The organism is Chromatiales bacterium, from assembly GCA_014323925.1.
In the GTDB taxonomy this organism is placed as follows: Bacteria; Pseudomonadota; Gammaproteobacteria; order Poriferisulfidales; family Oxydemutatoraceae; genus SP5GCR1.
Genome location: JACONC010000017.1, coordinates 12,203 through 31,640 on the forward strand (window position 1 = coordinate 12,203; position 19,438 = coordinate 31,640).

Annotated in this window: 14 protein-coding genes; 8 read left to right on the forward strand and 6 right to left on the reverse strand. The window is 43.9% G+C overall.

The window, feature by feature from the left end:
* Nucleotides 1-248: 248 nt before the first annotated feature.
* Nucleotides 249-4,787, reverse strand: coding sequence for a cadherin-like beta sandwich domain-containing protein (locus GDA45_06905; GenBank protein ID MBC6414591.1), 4,539 nt, complete (start codon nt 4,785-4,787; stop codon nt 249-251).
* A gap of 286 nt (nt 4,788-5,073) precedes the next feature.
* Nucleotides 5,074-6,288, reverse strand: coding sequence for a hypothetical protein (locus GDA45_06910; GenBank protein MBC6414592.1), 1,215 nt, complete (start codon nt 6,286-6,288; stop codon nt 5,074-5,076).
* 291 nt (nt 6,289-6,579) lie between these two features.
* On the opposite strand from GDA45_06910, the gene GDA45_06915 reads away from it, so the two are divergent.
* From GDA45_06915 to GDA45_06935, 5 genes are all read left to right on the forward strand, one after another.
* A complete protein-coding gene (locus GDA45_06915) occupies nt 6,580-7,443 on the forward strand; it encodes an alpha/beta hydrolase (protein ID MBC6414593.1) in 864 nt (287 codons plus the stop codon).
* 292 nt (nt 7,444-7,735) lie between these two features.
* Complete coding sequence (gene petA, locus GDA45_06920) at nt 7,736-8,350, forward strand: ubiquinol-cytochrome c reductase iron-sulfur subunit (GenBank protein ID MBC6414594.1); 615 nt, start codon at nt 7,736-7,738, stop codon at nt 8,348-8,350.
* A complete protein-coding gene (locus GDA45_06925; GenBank protein MBC6414595.1) occupies nt 8,350-9,753 on the forward strand; it encodes a cytochrome b N-terminal domain-containing protein in 1,404 nt (467 codons plus the stop codon). Before petA ends, GDA45_06925 begins: the two co-directional genes overlap by 1 nt.
* 29 nt (nt 9,754-9,782) lie before the next feature.
* Complete coding sequence (locus GDA45_06930) at nt 9,783-10,517, forward strand: cytochrome c1 (protein ID MBC6414596.1); 735 nt, start codon at nt 9,783-9,785, stop codon at nt 10,515-10,517.
* Nucleotides 10,504-11,145: a glutathione S-transferase N-terminal domain-containing protein gene (locus GDA45_06935; protein MBC6414597.1), complete on the forward strand. Its 642-nt coding sequence runs from the start codon at nt 10,504-10,506 to the stop codon at nt 11,143-11,145. The genes GDA45_06930 and GDA45_06935 overlap by 14 nt, the downstream gene beginning before the upstream one ends.
* Nucleotides 11,146-11,268: 123 nt before the next feature.
* Here the strand turns inward: GDA45_06935 and GDA45_06940 are convergent, their stop codons facing one another.
* Complete coding sequence (locus tag GDA45_06940; GenBank protein ID MBC6414598.1) at nt 11,269-11,820, reverse strand: thioredoxin family protein; 552 nt, start codon at nt 11,818-11,820, stop codon at nt 11,269-11,271.
* Nucleotides 11,821-11,931: 111 nt separating this feature from the next.
* Here GDA45_06940 and GDA45_06945 point away from each other — a divergent pair, with 111 nt between their 5' ends.
* From GDA45_06945 to GDA45_06955, 3 genes are read left to right on the forward strand one after another with little or no spacing between them, the layout of a single operon-like run.
* The gene (locus GDA45_06945; protein ID MBC6414599.1) at nt 11,932-13,068 is read left to right on the forward strand and encodes a methionine adenosyltransferase; all 1,137 of its coding nucleotides are present in this window, start codon (nt 11,932-11,934) and stop codon (nt 13,066-13,068) included.
* A 57-nt stretch (nt 13,069-13,125) separates the two neighbouring features.
* Nucleotides 13,126-14,436 carry an adenosylhomocysteinase gene (locus GDA45_06950; GenBank protein MBC6414600.1) on the forward strand — a complete coding sequence of 437 codons (1,311 nt, stop codon included), beginning with the start codon at nt 13,126-13,128 and terminating at the stop codon, nt 14,434-14,436.
* Nucleotides 14,437-14,457: 21 nt separating this feature from the next.
* Nucleotides 14,458-15,204 (forward strand): 16S rRNA (uracil(1498)-N(3))-methyltransferase, encoded by a 747-nt coding sequence (locus tag GDA45_06955; GenBank protein MBC6414601.1) that lies wholly within the window; start codon nt 14,458-14,460, stop codon nt 15,202-15,204.
* Between the two features lie 28 nt (nt 15,205-15,232).
* On the opposite strand, the gene yidD is transcribed toward GDA45_06955, so the two are convergent.
* Genes yidD through GDA45_06970 form a run of 3 tightly spaced genes read right to left on the reverse strand, consistent with a single transcriptional unit; the run spans nt 15,233 to nt 19,037 of the window.
* Nucleotides 15,233-15,493 carry a membrane protein insertion efficiency factor YidD gene (gene yidD, locus GDA45_06960; protein ID MBC6414602.1) on the reverse strand — a complete coding sequence of 87 codons (261 nt, stop codon included), beginning with the start codon at nt 15,491-15,493 and terminating at the stop codon, nt 15,233-15,235.
* Nucleotides 15,478-16,851, reverse strand: a complete 1,374-nt coding sequence (locus GDA45_06965; GenBank protein ID MBC6414603.1) for a cysteine--tRNA ligase — start codon at nt 16,849-16,851, stop codon at nt 15,478-15,480. The genes yidD and GDA45_06965 overlap by 16 nt, the downstream gene beginning before the upstream one ends.
* Nucleotides 16,848-19,037 carry an Rne/Rng family ribonuclease gene (locus GDA45_06970; protein ID MBC6414604.1) on the reverse strand — a complete coding sequence of 730 codons (2,190 nt, stop codon included), beginning with the start codon at nt 19,035-19,037 and terminating at the stop codon, nt 16,848-16,850. The genes GDA45_06965 and GDA45_06970 overlap by 4 nt, the downstream gene beginning before the upstream one ends.
* Nucleotides 19,038-19,438: the final 401 nt, after the last annotated feature.

Genomic DNA, 19,438 nt, shown 5'->3' on the forward strand with positions numbered 1-19,438 from the left:
CTTCTATTATACGACACTCTGTTAGACGCTGTAGGGAAGGGTCGTTTGAGGGCACTAGAAAGTTTTAGTCACAGAATCTGCTGGTGAGGATCTATCAGTATTTGTATGATCTATCATCGTATTAGATGGCGGAAGTATAGCAAAATGAAAGGGGAGTCAATCAGATTTGCTGCTCACCAATACCTCAAGATAATCGTTTGATAGGGCATATCTTTTGATGAAAACTCCCCAAACCCGTTGCTATAGGCTCAACGTAACGGTCCCTCCAAAAAGACCTTGACTCGAACACGAAGATCCGACACTCGACTCACTGTTATCGTGTGGGTCTCCATCGTGTTGCCGTCTTGGGCGGTTACTACGACCATAATCGTGGTCCCTTCGTCGTTTAAGTCAATAAACTGACTTGCACGACCACTAGCTAGCCCTATTCCATTCACTGTGATAGTCGCATTCGGATTGTTTGCTGTTGGAATCACCTGTACTTGCGCTACCCTGTTGGCTACCTCCGCCGTATAGGTCGTCGTTGTCGGCGCAGAAGTCTCAGTTCGTGGAATAATCGTTGTTCCATCCATTTGTTTTAGCACTAAATTACTTAAACTTGCATCACGGCTTGGTGCACGGGTCACAGCCACTGTGTAAGTCTCTGTAGTCTGTTTATCTTGCGCAGTTACGACAATCGTAATCGTTGTCACTCCGCCTTCGGTTAGATCAATCTCTCCATCATCGTTCACCACCGTGTTGCTATCCACTGTGATAGTCGCATCAGGGTGTTTTGCTGTCGGCATCACTCGCACTTGCTCGACCATGTTCTCTACCTCCACCTTATAGGTCGTCGTTGTCGGTGCGAAATCTTCAGTCAATGGAATCATCGTTGTTCCATCTGTTTGTATTAGCTGCAAGTTACCTAAACTCGCATCAGTACTCGGATCTCGGCGCACAGTCACGGTATAGGTCTCAGATGTAATCCTGTCTTCTGCAGTCACTTCAATTTTAATCGGCGTGAAACCTCCTTCAGTGAGAATAATATTTCTACTACCATCCTCTAAAACTAGAACATCATTCACTCGGATAGCCGCATTCGGATGGTTTGCTGTTGGAATCACCTGTACTTGGGCTACCATGTTGGCTACTTCTGCCGTATAGGTCATCGTTGTTGGTGCAAAATCCTCAACCAATCGAATCAGTGTGTTGTCGGTTTGCCTGAGCACTAAATTCCTTAAGCTCGCATCACTACTCGCATCTAGCTCGGCACGAATTAAAAATACGCGATAAGTTATCTGCGTCACTTTATCTGGTGCTGTCACCACTATATCTATCATGGTCTCCTCACCAATATCGCCTAATGACACAAATCCATCTGTCGCTGAACCACTGGCGACGGTCTCTGTGATAAAGTTAACAGCACTCACTGCAATCATTGCTAAAGCATCTTCAGTCGCCGTTGGCATCACTCGTACTTGCGTTACCATATTTGGCACACTCACCGTATAGGTTGTCGTTGACTCTTGAAATATATTGATCACTGTCTGATTATCATCTATCAATTGCAAATCACTTAAGCTCGCATCACTGCTCCCTAGACGGGTCACAGCTATCGCGTAGGTTCTATTGGTTCTGCCATCTTGTGCGGTGACGGCAATCGTAATCACTGTCATTCCGCCTTCGGTTAGATCAATCTCTCCATCATCGTTCACCACCGTGTTGCTATCCACTGTGATAGTCGCATCAGGGTGTGTTGCTGTCGGCATCACTCTCACTTGCGCGACCATGTTGGCTACCTCCGCAGTATAGGTCGTCGTTGTTGGTGCAAAAGTCTCAGTCAGTGGAATAATCGTTATTCCATCCACTTGTGTTAGCACTAAATTACTTAAACTTGCATCACTGCTCGCTGCACGGGTCACAGCCACCGTGTAAATCTCCATCGTATCTCCATCTTGCGCAGTGACGACAACCGTAATCATTGTCACTCCGTTTTCGATTAGATCAATATCTCCACTGCTTCTACCACTAGCCACTGTTTCACTAGCCACTTGGATAGTTGCATTCGGATGTCTCTTCGTTGGCCTCACTCGCACTCGTTCTATCCTGTTGGCTACCTCCGCCGTATAGGTCGTTGTTGTCGGTGAGAAACCTTCAGTCAGTGGAATAATCGTTATTCCATCCATTTGTGTTAGCACTAAATTACTTAAACTCGCATCACGGCTTGGCGCACGGGTCACTGTTATCGTGTAAGTATTTATCGTGCCATCTTGTGCGGTCACCGTAATCGTAACCGTGGTCACTTCACCTTCGGTTAAGCTAATAGCTCTACTTGCGCTATCACTCACTACTGTCTCATCATCTACTGTGATAGTTGCATTGGCATTATTTGCCGTCGGCGTCACGGTTAGACTCGCAACATCATTTTCCACCAATACCGTATAGGTCCTTGCCGTGCTCATAAAGGGTTCGCTTAATTCTCCCTCCGACACTGCCAAGTTAGCTAAGGTCGCATCACTACTCACCGCTCGGCTCACTGCTATCGTGTAAGTATTTATCGTACTATCTTGTGCGGTCACCGTAATCGTAACCGTGGTCACTTCACCTTCGGTTAAGCTAATAGCTCTACTTGCGCTACCACTCACTACTATCTCATCATCTACTGTGATAGTCGCATTGACATTATTTGCCGTCGGTGTCACTGTTATCGTTTGTATCGCATTGACTACCGACACACTATAAATCACCTCATTACTCCTGAAGAGTGGTGTTAATTGTCCTTCCGACACCGCTAAGTTGGCTAAGGTCGCATCACTATTCGCCGCTCGGCTCACTGCTATCGTATAGGTATTTATCGTGGTGTCTTGGGCGGTCACTACTATCGTAATTATGGTGACTTCACCTGCGGCTAATCTAATTGGATTACTTGCACGCTCATTCGCCACCTCTATGCTATCCACTCTGATAGTCGCTTCAGGGTGTGTTGCTGTCGGTATCACTCGCACTTGCGCTATCCTGTTGGCTACCTCCGCCGTATAGGTCGTTGTTGTCGGTGAGAAATCTTCAGTCAGTGGAATCATCGTTGTTCGATCCGTTTGCGTTAGCATTAAACCACTTAAGCTCGCATCACTACTGGGTGGAACCACGGTCAATACATAGGTTCCCGCTGATCTTCCATTTGGTCCAGACACTTCAATCATAATCGTGGTGTCACCGTCTTCGTTTATACGAACATCTTGACTAATGGTACTGGTGACAGTTCGCTCTTGTATGCTGTTACCACTAATGGTAATAACACTATCCATAGTAGCCGTTGGTTGCGCCGTTGCTTGCAGTGTTATTGAATCGACTGCCTGACCAGACAGCATCACATTATAGGAGAATGTCTGCGGATTAAACTCAGGCTCCAATTCACGATTGGTCACCGTGAGAGTATCCAAAAGAGTGGGAAATTGATCGGGAAATTGATTGGGCAATAAACTATCACAGCTAGGTTGCCCAGCAGCACCGCAGGCTGGGTCGTTGTCATCGGATCCACTGGTATATTTCAGTGCCGGGTATTGTGTTTTAGTACCGAAATCCCAGTTTGCCGTGCTCCATTGACTGTATATACCAGTTGGCATAATAGGGGACTGCAGTTCCGCAATGGTCTGAAGCATACTGTTCACACGGGTGCCAATACTACCGACTAAGGTGATTGCATTATTATTATCCCTCGTCGCATAGCTGTTCGTAATGGTGCGAACATTATTACCGACTAATTTGCCCAACTCGAAATTTTGCTCTCCCCTTACATCACCCGTCGCGTAGGTGTTCGTAATGCTACTCCTGTTGAGACCGACTAAGCCGCCTGCTGCTCTCCTCTGTGCATTCACATTACCCGTCGCATAACTGTTCGTAATGGTGCCACTATTATTATCGCCGACTAATCCGCCTATCGTAGTATTCCCAGTCACAACACCGGTCGCATAGCTGTTCGTGATGGTGCCACGATTATCGCTGACTAATCCGCCTACCCCATTACCAGTCCCAATCACCTCACCCGTCGCATAGCTGTTCGCTATACTACCTTGATTGAAGCCGACTAAACTGCCCACAAAATTATTTCCTGCGACTACATTATTGAGCAGACCAATATTCCTAATTTTAGAATTGCTATCTGTCTCTTCGAATAAACCTATAGTATCATCAGAAGATCTATCTATCATTAAGTTAGATATCGTATGACCATTGCCTTCAAATACTGCATTGAAATCGGCGGATATAATTCCTATTGGCAGCCATCCTTCACCTGCAGTCCATGCCGTATTAATGTTTCCACTGTCATAACTGTTAGCATCTTCAAAATCTAAACTCCGAACCAACTCATAGCCACGACAGCCATCCTGAGGACAACCTGCTGTTATTAGAGGTGTGGGGGCGATACTCGGTCGATAGCCTTTACCGTCCGGCTGATAGCGTACAGCATTCAACCCCTCTAAGCTACACAGTTCTATCAAGCCATCACCATCTTTGTCTATATCCATAGCTGCTGGCACACCGTCGCCATCAGTGTCCGCTATGTCCTGCGTGCAAGAGGGTAGCGAAGTTTGTTGCGCAACCGCAGGTTGACACAGCATTAAAATCAGTAATAAAACTATGCTAAAAAATGCCAATCTATCACTTGCTATGCGCATCAATAGCCGTTGCATACCCACTGACACACCTTTGTCGTACTCAATGCATTCATTTTCTATGATCGTATGTGGTTTACCATTGAGCAGAATTTTCAGTCCGTTCTTGAAATCGTTTGTATTATAAGTTGCCATGTTTTTAGTGGGATACGCCAGTTTAGCAAATGGAACTTATATTATACGACACCATGTTAGATGCTGTAGGGAAGGGTAGTTTGAGAGGACTACAAAGTTTTAGTCACAAAATCTGCTGATGCGGATCTATCAGTATTTGTATAATCTATCGTCGTATTAGATGGTGACAGCTTTGTAAAATGAAAGGGTAGGGGGCAATCAGCTTTGCTGCTCAGCAATATCTCAAGGTGATCGCTTGATAGCAGTGATTTTTTGATGAAAACTCCCCAAACCCGTTGCTATAGGTTCAGCGTAGCGGTCCCTCTAAAAAGACCTTGACTCGTGCACGGAGATCACGAGGCTGATTAGGTAATAAACTACCACAGCTAGGTTGCTTGGTGCTGGGTTGCTCAGTGCTAGGTTGCCGATCAGTATCACAGGCGGGGTAGCTAGTATCAAGTCCTACGACATATTTCAGTCTTGGGGATTGTGTTTCAGTACCGAAATCCCAGTCTGCAGTGCTCCATTGACTATATATACCAGTTGCCGTAGTGGGCGATTGCAGTTCCCTAAGGGACAGATGCCGATTGTTCATAATGGTGCCAGTATCACTAACAACTAAGTTTATATTATTACTACCCGTCGCATAGCTGTTCGTAATGGTGCCACTATTATCACCGACTAAGCCGCCTACCAGTTCGTTCCCTGTCACAGCACCTGTCGCATAGCTGTTCGTAATGGTGCCACTACTATCATTTTCACCATTTTTACCGACTAAGCCACCTACGCTAGAGCCTCCCATCACATTACCCGTCGCATAGCTGTTCGTAATCATACCAGCACTGCCATCAAAAATGGTATTGAAACCGACTAAGCCGCCTGCCTCTTCTAAGTTCCCTATGACAGCACTGGTCGCATAGCTGTTCGTAATGCTAACCTGATTGAAACCAACTAAGCTGCCTGTGAAGCTCCCTCCCTTAATACTAACATTTAGCAGACCAATGTTAGTGATAGCAGCATTAGTCCCTGCTACATAACCAAATAAACCTACATCATCAGAAGATCTATCTATCATTAAGTTAGATATCGTATGTCCATTACCCTCAAATACCGCATTGAATGTACCTATCGGCAGCCATCCTGTACCTGTCGTCCATGCCATGCTAATGCTTTCACTGTCATAACTATTAGTATCGTTAAAGTCTAAACTCCGAACCAACTCGTAGCCATCACAGCCATCCTGAGGACAGCCTGTCGTTATCCGGGTTGCGGTGCCACTCGCTTTATAGCCACTACCGTCCGACTGATAGCGCATCGCATCCAATCCCTCTAAGCTACACAGTTCTATTAGACCATCACCATCTTTGTCTATATCCATAGCTGCGGACACACCATCTTCATCAGTGTCCGCTATGTCCTGCGTGCAAGAAGGCAATGAAGATTCTTGCGCAGAAGGTTCTTGCGCAACCGCAGGTTGCCACGGCATTAAAATCAGTAATAAAAACGGACTTAAAGGTTTCAATTTATCGTTGTTGGTGATAATACTGTATATATTAGCATGCTTGATTTGTATCTTAAGCAGTGTTTTACATCTCAGGTATGACGCATAACTCAAAGAGGCTTGCGATATCTTTAGATTTTTATTTTGCTGTCATAGTTCTAGAGGATAGAGCTATTTTTTTAAGCAGTCTTATATAGTTATATTACATTTGCATAGTGTGTGTCGACCAGTTCGGCAATCGGCGTAGCATGTTATACTAGATGCTAGTTAGCTATATGACAGTTGGCAACTTAAAATGGAAGGAGGTGCATTATGGATGTCAATATAACAGTCAATGATTTGGACTTAAAAATTAATGTTGAAAAAGTAGGGGTTGGAAAAACTCCTTTGCTAATGGTTCATGGGATTCCGACAAATGCTCGCCTGTGGCGCCACTTGCAAGAACATCTAAAAGATGACTATACGACTTATGCGATGGATATGGTTGGTTACGGCATGTCTGATATGCCGTTGGATAAATTTGAACATACTCTGACCAATCAAGCTGAAGCGATTAAAGCGGTAATTGAAGCTTTATCTCTCAAAGGGGAGGTGATACTTTTAGCGCACGATCACGGTGGCGGTGCTGCACAAATTTTTGCTTCAAAATATTGTGACTATATTAGCCGGTTGATACTCATTAATCCGGTTGCATTTGATTATTGGCCGGTCTTGGAAGTGGAAGCATTCAATGGCTTGGTGGGTGCCAGTGACGAAGCCTTGCAGGCGGCTATGCAGCAAGCGGCGGCAAACTTCGGGATGCTATTGCGTACCGGTAGCCACGATAAAATTGCCTTTACTGATCAAAATGTCAAGCAAAACTACTTGCAGTTTTGGGCGCGCGGACCGGGTTTAACTGGCTTTAAGTCACTGGTTAAGGTTTGTAGCCAGCCCGGCAACCAAGAGACACTCACGGTAGATCATTCTCAGATTACTTGTCCGACAATGATTTGCTGGGCATTACACGATGCTTGGATGCCTAAGGAATCTGCTATACGGCTCAAGGCTGCTATCTCCGGTCCAGTGAGACTTGAGTTCATAGAACGAGCCGGACATTATGTATTGGAAGACAGACCTGATGCCATCGCCGCTCATGTCGACGATTTTATTACTGAGTGGGAAGGTGTCGCAGTCTAAAATACGATAACCTATTCCGTAAGATGTAGTACTTATGTGCTTTCGCCTTTATACATTGGGTTGAGTGCAGCACAGATATCTACACCTTGGGTATCTGAGTTGATCTACCCCTAAACTATAGAGGTAAGACTTTTTAGTGTTTATTTTTATACATTTTTAAGGCATAGTATGCTACAATAATTTGCTTTGCAAACCCAGTTAACTTTATACGGGCTGCCTAGCTTGTATGAGTCTATTTCAATATAGAAACCGAAATAGAAATTGTAACGAACATTGATAGAGAATCGAATAAATGTCTAAAGATGATGATAAAGTTGATGATAAAGTTGATGAAACGCGACGGCGTTTCTTAACTTCTAGTGCCAGTATAGTGGGTGGAGTAGGAATGGTTATGACCGCAGTTCCTTTCGTTAAATCTATGGAGCCCAGTGCTAGAACCCAAGCAGCCGGCGCACCCGTGGAAGTTGATCTAACGAGAATAGAGCCGGGCGGGATGATACGCGAGGAGTGGCGTGGCAAGCCGATCTGGGTGGTGAATAGAACCAAGCAGATGTTGCAGACCTTAAAAGATGTCAAACCGCAGCTACGCGATCCTAATTCGGACATACCACAACAACCGGAATATGCACATAACGAGTATCGTTCTATTAAGCCGGAGTTTTTAGTATTAGTCGGTATATGCACCCATCTAGGGTGTTCTCCTACCTACCGACCTGATGTTGCCCCAGACGATTTGGGAGCAAAATGGGAAGGTGGTTTCTTTTGTGCATGCCACGGTTCGCGTTTTGATTTGGCAGGACGGGTATATCGTGGTGTCCCTGCACCTAAAAATTTAGAAGTACCTCCATACCATTATGCTAGCGATGATAAAATCATCATCGGCCAATCGGAGAAGGAGAAAGCGTAATGGAGCAAAAGGCGACCGGTCTACTGGGCTGGATAGACGAGCGTCTGCCGATTAGTAAATTCTGGCAAGATCATCTTGCCGGCTACTATGCACCAAAGAATTTTAACTTTTGGTATTTCTTTGGTTCGCTTGCGCTATTCGTATTAGTGCTACAGATAGTCACTGGTATTTTTCTGACGATGCACTATAAACCTGATGCGCTAAAAGCTTTTGCGTCGGTTGAATATATTATGCGCGATGTGGAATGGGGCTGGTTGATTCGCTATATGCATTCAACTGGTGCGTCGGCATTTTTCATCGTTATCTATTTGCATATGTTTCGGGCATTGATATATGGTTCGTTCAAGAGGCCGCGTGAGTTACTATGGATTATTGGCATGTTTATTTACCTAGCCTTAATGGCAGAGGCCTTTATGGGTTATTTATTACCGTGGGGACAGATGTCTTATTGGGGGGCGCAAGTAATAATCAATCTGTTCGGTGCTATTCCTTATATAGGTGAGGACTTGGCGATTTGGATACGCGGCGACTATGTGGTGTCCGATGCCACCCTCAATCGCTTCTTTGCATTCCATGTAATTGCTTTTCCGCTGATCTTGGTCGGCTTGGTATTCGTGCATATTATGGCACTGCACGAGGTCGGCTCTAATAATCCCGATGGCATAGAGATTAAAAAAAATAAAAACTCTGATGGGGTGCCAGTTGACGGTATTCCGTTTCATCCTTATTACACGGTTAAAGATATTTTCGGTCTTGTTGTATTTTTGCTATTCTTCTCCATCGTTGTATTTTATATACCAGAGATGGGTGGCTACTTTCTAGAGCACAATAATTTTCTACAAGCCAATCCCTTAGTAACCCCAGAACATATATCGCCGCTCTGGTATTTCACACCGTTTTATACGGTGTTGCGGGCAGTGCCCGATCCGTGGTACGGGGTATTGGCGATGGCATCAGCTATTCTGATTCTATTCTTTATGCCGTGGATAGATAAAAATCCTATTAAATCAGTACGCTACCGTAGTATTCTGCACAAACTCAATCTTGCCATATTTGTCGTTGTGTTTATCTATTTGGGTTATTTGGGCATGCAATCGGTCAACTCGTTTCGTACTGAGATGGCAGTAAGGTTCAGCGAACTTTACTTTTTGTTTTTCTTTATATTATGGGTACACAGCAAGCCTCGCACAAACTTATTTAACATGGGTTGGTTGGTGTTTTGGGTCGCATTGATAAGTATTTACGATATTCAACGCATCTACGACGATCAGAGCATTACTCTCGTTGTTTATTCGTGGTTTATTCCGGTCGTGTACTTGGCTTTGCAACTGCTACTTCCGACGATTAAAAGTTTTGCTATGCTGTCTGCAGAAAAACCAGAGCCAGCTAGAGTGCAATCGTGACACGCTATATTCGGTTATTTTTCACACTACTGACCGTAGTGTTATTGCTGACAACAACAACCGCTGTATACGCAGCGATATCACAAGGTTATCCATTACAACATATAGAGGTGGATATACATAACCGTAATACCTTACAACGCGGCGCAAAATACTTCATCAATTATTGCTTGAGCTGCCATAGTTCTCGTTATGCTCGTTATCAGTGGGTCGGGCGTGACCTAGGCTTGAGTGAAGAGATGATCAAAAAGGATTTTATTTTTACCGATAGCAAGGTGGGTGATTTAATGGTGGTTTCAATGCCTGCCGAAGGTGCACAGCAATGGTTTGGCGCACTGCCGCCGGATTTAACCTTGGTTGCTCGTGCGCGCGGTAAGGATTGGCTTTATACCTATCTAAAAGCTTTCTATTTGGACGACACCCGGCCTATGGGCGTTAACAATGCAATATTCCAGCATGTTTCAATGCCGCATGTGTTGTGGGATTTACAAGGCTGGCAAAAACCCGTATACAAGACTATTAGCGATGAAAACGGCACTGAGAGACAAATTATTGTCGATTTTGAGTTGGTTGAACCTGGTACATTATCAGAAAAAGAATACGATAGGGTGGTAAGAGATATTGTTACTTTTTTAAGTTATTTGGCGGAACCGGCCAAATTAGAGCGTCATCGTGTCGGGATTTGGGTGATTATATTCTTATTAGGTTTATTGGTGGTAGTCTATTTACTTAAGTGGGAATACTGGAAGGATGTCGAGAAATAGTTACAATATGCTACTGGATTATACCTTAAAACTCTATTCCTCCCCATCTTGTCCGCAATGCCATCGAGTGCGTTTTGTACTGTCTGAGAAACAACTGGATTACGATACAGTTAAGGTTGAAGGAAACAATAAGCCGTCTGAATTAGCTGAGATAAACCCGTATAATTCGGTACCTACTTTAGTAGATCGCGGCATTGTCTTATACGATGCCGGTATTATATTAGAGTATCTGGATGAACGCTATCCGCATCCACCCCTGATTCCAGCGGACCCGATGACTCGCGCTAATTTCCGGCAAGCTCTGTATCATATCGAGGTTGATTGGTATAGCCAGCTAAAAAAGTTATCATCGCCTAGTAAGAGAATAGCCGATTCGGCAAGGAAAGTAATGTACGAAATACTAATGTCTAATGCATCCTCATTCAAAAAGCATCGTTATTTTTGGGATGATGATTTCAGTATTATAGATTGTAGTATTGCACCTGTTTTATGGCGTTTGCCAAGTTTGAGAGTAGATATGCCTACCAGGAGCAGTCATCCTATACGCCGGTATACCAAACGTATTTTTGAACGGGCGTCGTTCCGCAAAAGTTTAGAACACGCGGATGATGCGCGGAAAGAGATTTGACCAAATGACAATAACGAAAGGTACAGATTGTTAGGGTTGAACTATAGTTTATCTGTGCATAGCCAGGCATAAATAGATTATGCCCACTTTAGAATAGCGTTGACTGTTTGCTTTGTAGAGCAATTATTTCCATTTAATAGAACAACCGATGCTAGCGGTTTGATATTCGGGACCTTGCCCAGTTTCGGCTACCAGGATCATTGCTTCGAGTAGTTCGGGCTTCATGCTTTCGTCGCTTTTGTTCGGCCCGCTTGCGTCCAGTCGTCCTCGGTATTGGAGTTCAAAGTTTTTGTTATAACCGAAAAAGTCAGGTGTGCATACTGCACCATATGCTTTGGCAACTGCTTGGCTTTCATCAAATAAATAGGGAAAGGGGTAGGCCAAATTTTTAGCAATTTTTTTCATATTATCAAACGAGTCTTCTGCATAGTCAGCCGGATCGTTAGACATGATTGCAACGGAATTGATACCGTAGTCAAAAAGCTGTCTAGTTTGGGTAACCAGTTTCTTTTGCACCGCTTTGACAAAAGGGCAGTGGTTGCAAATAAACATGACTAGCAGACCGTTTGCTCCCATACAGTCGCGTCCGTTATATATTCTGCCGTCGGTTGCTGGTAGGCTAAAATCGTGCATCGCCTCTCCAAAATTGCAAACTGGTGTTGTTTTTGCTACCATAATTTCCTTATCTGAATGTACCACAAAAGTTAAACCTGCATAATAACTTATTTTTTCATATTATCAAGTATTGATACGCTAAAATTATACAACCCTATAACGAGAAATTTAATGACACGATTTTTTACTTCCGAGTCGGTTTCCGAAGGTCACCCTGATAAGATTTGTGATCAAATATCCGACGGTATCTTAGATGCACTGCTGGCTGAGGATGTCAACAGCCGCGTTGCCTGTGAGGTTATGGTCAAAAATAACCATGTGGTTGTCGGTGGTGAGGTTTCCGCCACTGCTGATATTTGTTATGAAAAGCATATTCGTCGTATCATTGCCGAGATAGGTTACGACGATCCAGCACTGGGCTTTGATGCCGAACAATGTAGTATTTCGTGTTTATTGGGTAGGCAATCATCTGATATTAATCAAGGTGTTGACGGTGGTGAAATGCAAGGAGCGGGTGATCAAGGCCTGATGTTCGGCTATGCAAATAACGAGACTGATACATTGATGCCAGCACCCATTACTTACGCACATCGTTTGCTTAAGCGCCACGCCGAATTAAGGCGGACTAAGGCACTGGCGTGGTTACGACCAGATGCCAAGAGCCAACTCAGCTTTCGTTACGAAGACGATAAGCCGGTTGGTATATTGGCGGTAGTTTTCTCTACCCAGCACGATGAATCTGTATCGCTTGCTGACATTGAAGAAGCAGTCAAAGAACAAATCATTAAGGCGGTTTTGCCAGCCGAGTGGTTGTCTGCTGATACCCGCTATCATATTAACCCGACTGGTCGTTTCGTAATTGGTGGCCCGGTCGGTGATTGCGGATTAACTGGGCGCAAAATTATCGTTGATACTTATGGTGGTATGGCACGACACGGTGGTGGTGCTTTTTCAGGTAAGGATCCGTCTAAGGTTGACCGTTCTGCAGCGTATGCAGCACGCTATGTGGCAAAGAATATCGTTGCCGCAGATTTAGCTAAGCGTTGCGAGGTACAGATTTCTTATGCAATAGGTGTCGCCGAACCAGTTTCGATTTCGGTGGATACTTTTAGTACTGGCAATCTCCCTGATGTGGAGATTGTATCTCTGATAAAAGAGCATTTTGATTTGCGTCCTGCGGCAATTATCAAAAATCTAGATTTACTCAATCCAATTTATCGCCAGACTGCTGCATACGGGCATTTCGGTAGAGACGATGTGCAATTACCTTGGGAACGATGCGATAAAATAGCATCGTTAAAAGCGTAGCTTGGTATAGCTACCACAGCATTATTGATTAAAGAGCATATAAAAGGAGATATATAAATGAGCGTTGTAGCCACAGAACTGGAAAGAGATTACCGAGTTGCCGATTTAAGTTTAGCAGAGTGGGGAAGGAAAGAAATTACGATTGCTGAGACTGAGATGCCGGGATTGATGGCATTACGAGAGCAGTATGCTGGAGAACAACCGCTCGCTGGAGCGCGCATTGCTGGCTGTTTGCACATGACCGTGCAGACTGCGGTGTTGATAGAAACCTTAGTTAAACTTGGCGCATCTTTGAGATGGTCGTCGTGCAATATATTCTCTACGCAAGACCACGCAGCGGCAGCGATGGCTCTAGCTGGCATTCCGGTTTTTGCTTGGAAAGGTGAAAGTGAATCCGAATATTGGTGGTGTGTAGAGCAAACGGTTAAAGGCAGAGATGGTTGGACACCTAATTTATTACTGGACGACGGTGGCGATTTAACTAAAGTGATGCACGATGATTATCCCGATTTACTAAAGCAGGTGAAAGGGGTATCCGAAGAAACTACTACTGGGGTGAGACGGCTTTACGAGATGTCCGCAAAGGGAGAGTTAGCGACGGTTGCATTCAATGTTAACGACTCTGTTACCAAATCTAAGTTTGATAATATCTATGGTTGTCGCGAGTCGCTAGTAGATGGCATTAAGCGTGCTACTGATGTAATGATGTCTGGCAAAATAGCGGTGGTTTGCGGTTACGGTGATGTCGGCAAAGGATGTGCACAATCGCTGCGTAGTCAACGATGCCAAGTGTGGGTGACCGAAATAGATCCGATTTGTGCGTTGCAGGCGGCGATGGAAGGGTTTCGCGTCGTGACTATGGAGGAGGCTGCTGGGCAAGCTGATATATTTATTACCGCAACTGGTAATTATCATGTCATTAACCACGACCATATACTGGCAATGAAAGATCAAGCAATTGTTTGTAATATCGGGCATTTTGATAATGAAATAGATGTGATGAGCTTAAAAAATTATCGTTGGACGAATGTCAAGCCACAGGTCGATCAGATAGAACTACCCGATGGCAAGTGCATCACGCTACTGGCCGAAGGACGACTAGTTAATTTAGGTTGTGCGACTGGGCATCCGAGTTTTGTGATGTCTAACTCATTCACCAATCAAGTGCTGGCGCAAATAGAGCTTTGGCAAAACGCTGACCGCTATAGTATTGGTGTGCACACACTGCCTAAGTTGCTTGACGAGCAAGTGGCACGATTGCATTTAGCTAAAGTCGGTGCACACTTAACACAATTAAACTCTAAGCAAGCCGAATATATCGGAGTCCCTGTAGAAGGCCCTTACAAAGCAGATCACTATCGTTATTAGTATCTTAGCGGTGCCACTGTAATGCGGGTGCCAAGGGTTTATTATGCGGTTGATATCGAACCGCAACAGATATTCAAAGTTGACGGTAGCCTGCACCATTATCTAAGCCGAGTACTGCGCCTGAAAGCCGGCAACGAGCTTCGTGTCTTTAATGGTAAGGGAGCAGAATTCTTATGCACAATCATTGAAAATAAGCGCCACACCAGTACTTTGTTATGCTGTAGCGAAGTGGAAACTTTAGCTGAACCTAGCATGGCAATTAAACTTTATTTAGCGGTTTGTAAAAATGAAGCGATGGATTTTTCGTTGCAGAAAGCAACCGAATTAGGGATACAAGAATTGCAGCCTTTAATCACCGAGTATAGCTTGACTGCTAACATAGCCACTCGGCGACGATTACACTGGCAAGGTGTTGCGACTAGTGCTTGCGAGCAATGCGGCAGGACGATTATTCCAATCATAAAGGAACCTATCGCATGGACAGAAATAGCAAAGATTAATAAAGATGATAAGGCGATTATATGTACCGTGGATGCTGAGGTGCCGATTCATGTATACATTGACGAGTTTTTAGCGCAGCCATTGAGTCAAAGATTGAATCAAAGAGCTGTATTTCATTTAATGATCGGGCCGGAAGGCGGCTTCAGTAATGCTGATATTGCGCAGGCAACCGCATTAGGCTTTAAGCCTGCACATCTGGGGAATTATGTTTTGCGCACCGAAACTGCAGTCGCTGCAGCACTGGGTGCGGCTCGCTTTTCTAGATAGAATGCCTGAGGTAGTCTCATATTTATTTCTAGTTTTGCTTGTCGGAGGGAGGAACTGGATCTAATCCACCTGCGCTAAACGGATGGCAGCGCAGTAGTCGTTTGATAGTCAACCATAGCCCTATCAGTGCACCGTGCTTATTTATTGCTTCGCTAGCGTAAGCAGAGCAGCTCGGGTAGAAACGACAGTGCGATGGGAAAAGTGGTGACCATAAATATCGATAGGCTTTGATGCATAACAAGAGCAGTGCCTTAACTAGCGTACCGATTATTTTCACTGTCTTAACCATTGGGTACCAGATTTACTATCTTCTAAAATGATGCCGGCTTCCTTTAAGCGATGGCGTATTTCATCGGCGGTGGCGTAATCTTTATTGGCACGCGCTTGGTTTCTTTTTACGATTAAATCTTCCACCTGTTGTTCGGACATTTGCGTATCTACAGTTTTATCAAAAGATTGCTTTTGAAACCAACTGCGAGGTTGTTCGTTTAACAAACCAATGAAGTTAGCGGATGCCTTTAGTGTCGAGGCTTTGGCGTTGCGTTCACTTGCCGTAGCAAGACTCGTTTCATTTGCCAGACGATGTAGTTCGGCAATAGCTTGTGGAGTGTTGAGGTCATCAGCTAATGCATCGGCAACTTTGTTATCTATCGCCGCTTTATCTAGCTGTGCCGAGTGCAGTAAGCGATACCATTTATCTAGATTATTACGCGCTTGCTCAAGGATTTCGGGTGTCCAATCTAAAGGCTTTTTATAATGCACACCCATTAATGCCAGGCGTACACATTCACCGTGAAACTTTTTCAGTACTTCTCTTAGTGTGACGAAATTACCTACCGACTTTGCCATTTTATCACCTTTGACGGTGATATAACCGTTATGCAACCAGTAGCGTACAAACTTCTTATCGTGCGCACATTCGCTTTGTGCTATTTCGTTTTCATGGTGAGGAAAGATTAAATCCATACCACCACCGTGTATATCTATAGTATCTCCTAGCAAGGCTTCTATCATCACCGAACATTCTAAGTGCCAACCAGGTCGCCCGCGTCCCCAAGGACTCTGCCAGCCAATTTGCTGTGCTTGCGAAGGTTTCCATAAAACAAAGTCAGACGGATTCTTTTTATAGGTTGCGACTTCCACTCTAGCGCCTTCAATGATATCGTTTATGCTTTGATGCGACAAACAACCGTAATTTTTGGCTTTGGTTATTGCAAATAATACATGTCCTTCGGCTTGATAGGCATATCCTTTATCTAATAGCTTTTCAATCATCTTCAGCATTTCAGGGATATATTTTGTGGCACGCGGTTCTGCCGACGGTGCGAGGGTATTCAGTTGCGAGATATCTTGATGAAATGCCTCAATATATCGTTGCGTCAGTTCGTCTACTGCTATATTTTGGCTACTTGCAGCATTGATAATTTTATCGTCAACATCGGTGATGTTGCGTACATAGGTGACTTCCTGGTAATGTTGTTGGAGTAAGCGATATAATAAATCAAATATGACTATAGGTCGTGCATTACCAATATGGATGTAATTATAGACCGTAGGTCCGCATACATACATCAAGACTCGGTTAGGTTCAGCAGGTTTGAATGCTTCTTTAATACCAGTGAGTGTATTGGATAGACGAATCGTCATTTTGAGTCTTTATTTTTATTCAATTTGGTTTCTACTTGTATTAAATTACTCTTTTTATTGTTGAATCGTGGTTGCTTATAGGGCTTACTGGATATAGCTTGTTGTTTAATCTCTGTGCGCGCAAGCGATGGCTTTTTAGTCGATTTGCTATCGTGATTTATGGTATCGGGCTGTTGCGCCGAACGATTTTCGGAGTGCGCTCGTGAGGGGTTCTGATCACTAGCCGAAGGTAGGCTTTTGTTTGTCGAGGTCCTAGGTTTTCTATATGATCTACGCTTTGTATACGCATGTGTGGTGCCTTTTTGTTTGGTAGCTGGTTGTGTTGAAGTGCTTGCATTGAGAGCCTGGGTCTGTTCCTCTGAGGCAGTAGACTTTCTACGATTAGAAGATCTTTTACTCGAAGTATGGTGTGGTGTTTTCTTTTCTTTATTTTGACCCTGGTAGTGCGTTCTGAACTTTGTTGATCTATATTTACTTCTTTTTCTGCGATAGCTTTTGTCGGTTGTCTCTTTACGAAAGTAGGTACTCAATTTTCCCCATAAGTTTTTGAAAATAGTCGTAAAACTTTTCTGCTCCATTGCCATCACCGCTGAAATAGCAGGCACTTCGTCTTTAATTGTTGGCGGTATGGTGTGGTGGTCGTTGCGTATATCTTGTTGTTGCATTGAAGAGCGGATGGATACTGTGCCGAGGGGATTTTTATCGTTTCTATAACTGTCTTTTTGATATCGTTCTATTTTGTAATGTGGTGTTTCTATCTGTGCATCAGCTTTTAGCGATACTTGTATTTTGTAGCGTTTTCCTATGCTATCCAGCGCATCGCTTTTGTCGGCCATCAGAAATTGATAAACTTCAGCAGGTATGTATCCTATAACTTGATTGGTGTTAGGTTTACCGGCTTCTTCTTCTATCAATCGTAGTACAACCAAAGCACAAGACTTTACAGTTCTTATAAAGCCGCGTCCGCTACAACGAGGGCAGAGTATTTGGCTTTCATCTTTTAGAGAGGGGCGTAGCCGTTGGCGTGACATTTCTAATAAGCCGAACTTAGATATGTTTCCTATGCGCGTGCGGGCGCGATCTTTTTTTAGTAGCTTGTGCAGATATTCTTCTACTTTACGCTTATTGCTACGCGACAGCATATCAATAAAGTCTATTACCAATAGTCCTCCCATGTCGCGCAGGCGTAACTGTCTGGTAATTTCATCTATCGCTTCCAAGTTTGTTGCTAGCGCAGTTCCTTCCAGATCGTCATGTTTGGTTGAGCGGCTCGAATTAATATCTATCGATGTGAGTGCTTCGGTATGATCTAATACGATAGAACCACCAGAAGGCAAACCCACTTGATGTTGGTATAGACTTTCAATTTGTGTTTCGATATGCATACGGTTGAACAGTGGGATATTACCGCTGTATAGCTTTAGCTTGCGTTTGTAATGCGGTAAAGTCATAGACAGGAATGCTCTGATCTCCTCATAGACCTGCTGATCGTCGACAATGATTTCGCTGATATCCAGCTCTAGATTATTTTGTATGGTTTGTAGCACGATACTCGCTTCTTTGTAGATTAAAAAAGGAGCGGCGCGTTCGTCACCGGCTTTTTGTATCTGTTTCCACAAATGGCGTAGATAGTTAAGATTTTTTTGCAGATCGTGTTTTTGAGCGTTCAGACATGCAGTGCGCAGAATAGCACCTTCGTCTTTGTTGACGGTGATTTCTCTGCTTAACGCAAGCATACGCCGACGATCTGAACCAGTTATTCGTTGTGATATGCCGCGCGCGTGGGGTCGATCAGGCATCAGCACTAAGTATTGCCCAGTGAGGCTAATGAAAGTGCTCATCGACGCCCCTTTGTTGACCAGCTCTTCACGAACTATCTGAACAATAATTTCTTGTCCTTCTTTAAGCTGTTCGTTTATTCGGCGGCTGTTAATACGGCGTTCGCCGCCGGCTATATAGCGAGAGCATATTTCTTTAGTGGGAAGAAACCCTTGACGGAAACCGCCGTAGTCAACAAAAACTGCATCTAAGCTCGGTGCTATTGACGCAATAATGCCTTTATAAATATTTCCTTTTTTTTGTCTTTTACCTGCTGCCTCTATATCCAGATCGTATAATTTCTGACCATCTACTATGGCAACACGCAGCTCTTCTTGTTGCGTTGCATTTACTAAAATTCTTTTCATCATCCACTCTTCTTTTTATGTAAGACGAACACACACCGCGGTATATTACGAACCTGTGTGGAGTAGGATACGAACCATTAATTCGTAATTTTAATTTTTTGATAACTAGTATCCCTAATAAATTCAACATGTATGTCGTCTTATAAACTATTGGTAAATCAATTGATGAACCCAGCGCCATCCATCATCGTATTCGGTTTATGGCGTAATTCATCAAGCTATCAGGCACTAAACATGGCCTGGTGATAATCTATATAATTATAGCACACGGAACTAAGTATCAGCGCATAGCTATGCTATGGGGGACTAGAAAGTTTTAGTCACACAATCGAGGGGTAAATAAGGTGTAGACAACTGCCTAATCTTCAAAGTCAAGTACTCTAAGTCTTGATAGCCATATC

Coding starts and splice junctions, on each gene's coding strand:
- GDA45_06905 (MBC6414591.1), bottom strand. CDS start 4,787: ATGGCAACTTATAATACAAACGATTTCAAGAACGGACTGAAAATTCTG.
- GDA45_06915 (MBC6414593.1), top strand. CDS start 6,580: ATGGATGTCAATATAACAGTCAATGATTTGGACTTAAAAATTAATGTT.
- petA (MBC6414594.1), top strand. CDS start 7,736: ATGTCTAAAGATGATGATAAAGTTGATGATAAAGTTGATGAAACGCGA.
- GDA45_06925 (MBC6414595.1), top strand. CDS start 8,350: ATGGAGCAAAAGGCGACCGGTCTACTGGGCTGGATAGACGAGCGTCTG.
- GDA45_06935 (MBC6414597.1), top strand. CDS start 10,504: ATGTCGAGAAATAGTTACAATATGCTACTGGATTATACCTTAAAACTC.
- GDA45_06940 (MBC6414598.1), bottom strand. CDS start 11,820: ATGGTAGCAAAAACAACACCAGTTTGCAATTTTGGAGAGGCGATGCAC.
- GDA45_06945 (MBC6414599.1), top strand. CDS start 11,932: ATGACACGATTTTTTACTTCCGAGTCGGTTTCCGAAGGTCACCCTGAT.
- GDA45_06950 (MBC6414600.1), top strand. CDS start 13,126: ATGAGCGTTGTAGCCACAGAACTGGAAAGAGATTACCGAGTTGCCGAT.
- GDA45_06955 (MBC6414601.1), top strand. CDS start 14,458: ATGCGGGTGCCAAGGGTTTATTATGCGGTTGATATCGAACCGCAACAG.
- yidD (MBC6414602.1), bottom strand. CDS start 15,493: ATGGTTAAGACAGTGAAAATAATCGGTACGCTAGTTAAGGCACTGCTC.
- GDA45_06965 (MBC6414603.1), bottom strand. CDS start 16,851: ATGACGATTCGTCTATCCAATACACTCACTGGTATTAAAGAAGCATTC.
- GDA45_06970 (MBC6414604.1), bottom strand. CDS start 19,037: ATGAAAAGAATTTTAGTAAATGCAACGCAACAAGAAGAGCTGCGTGTT.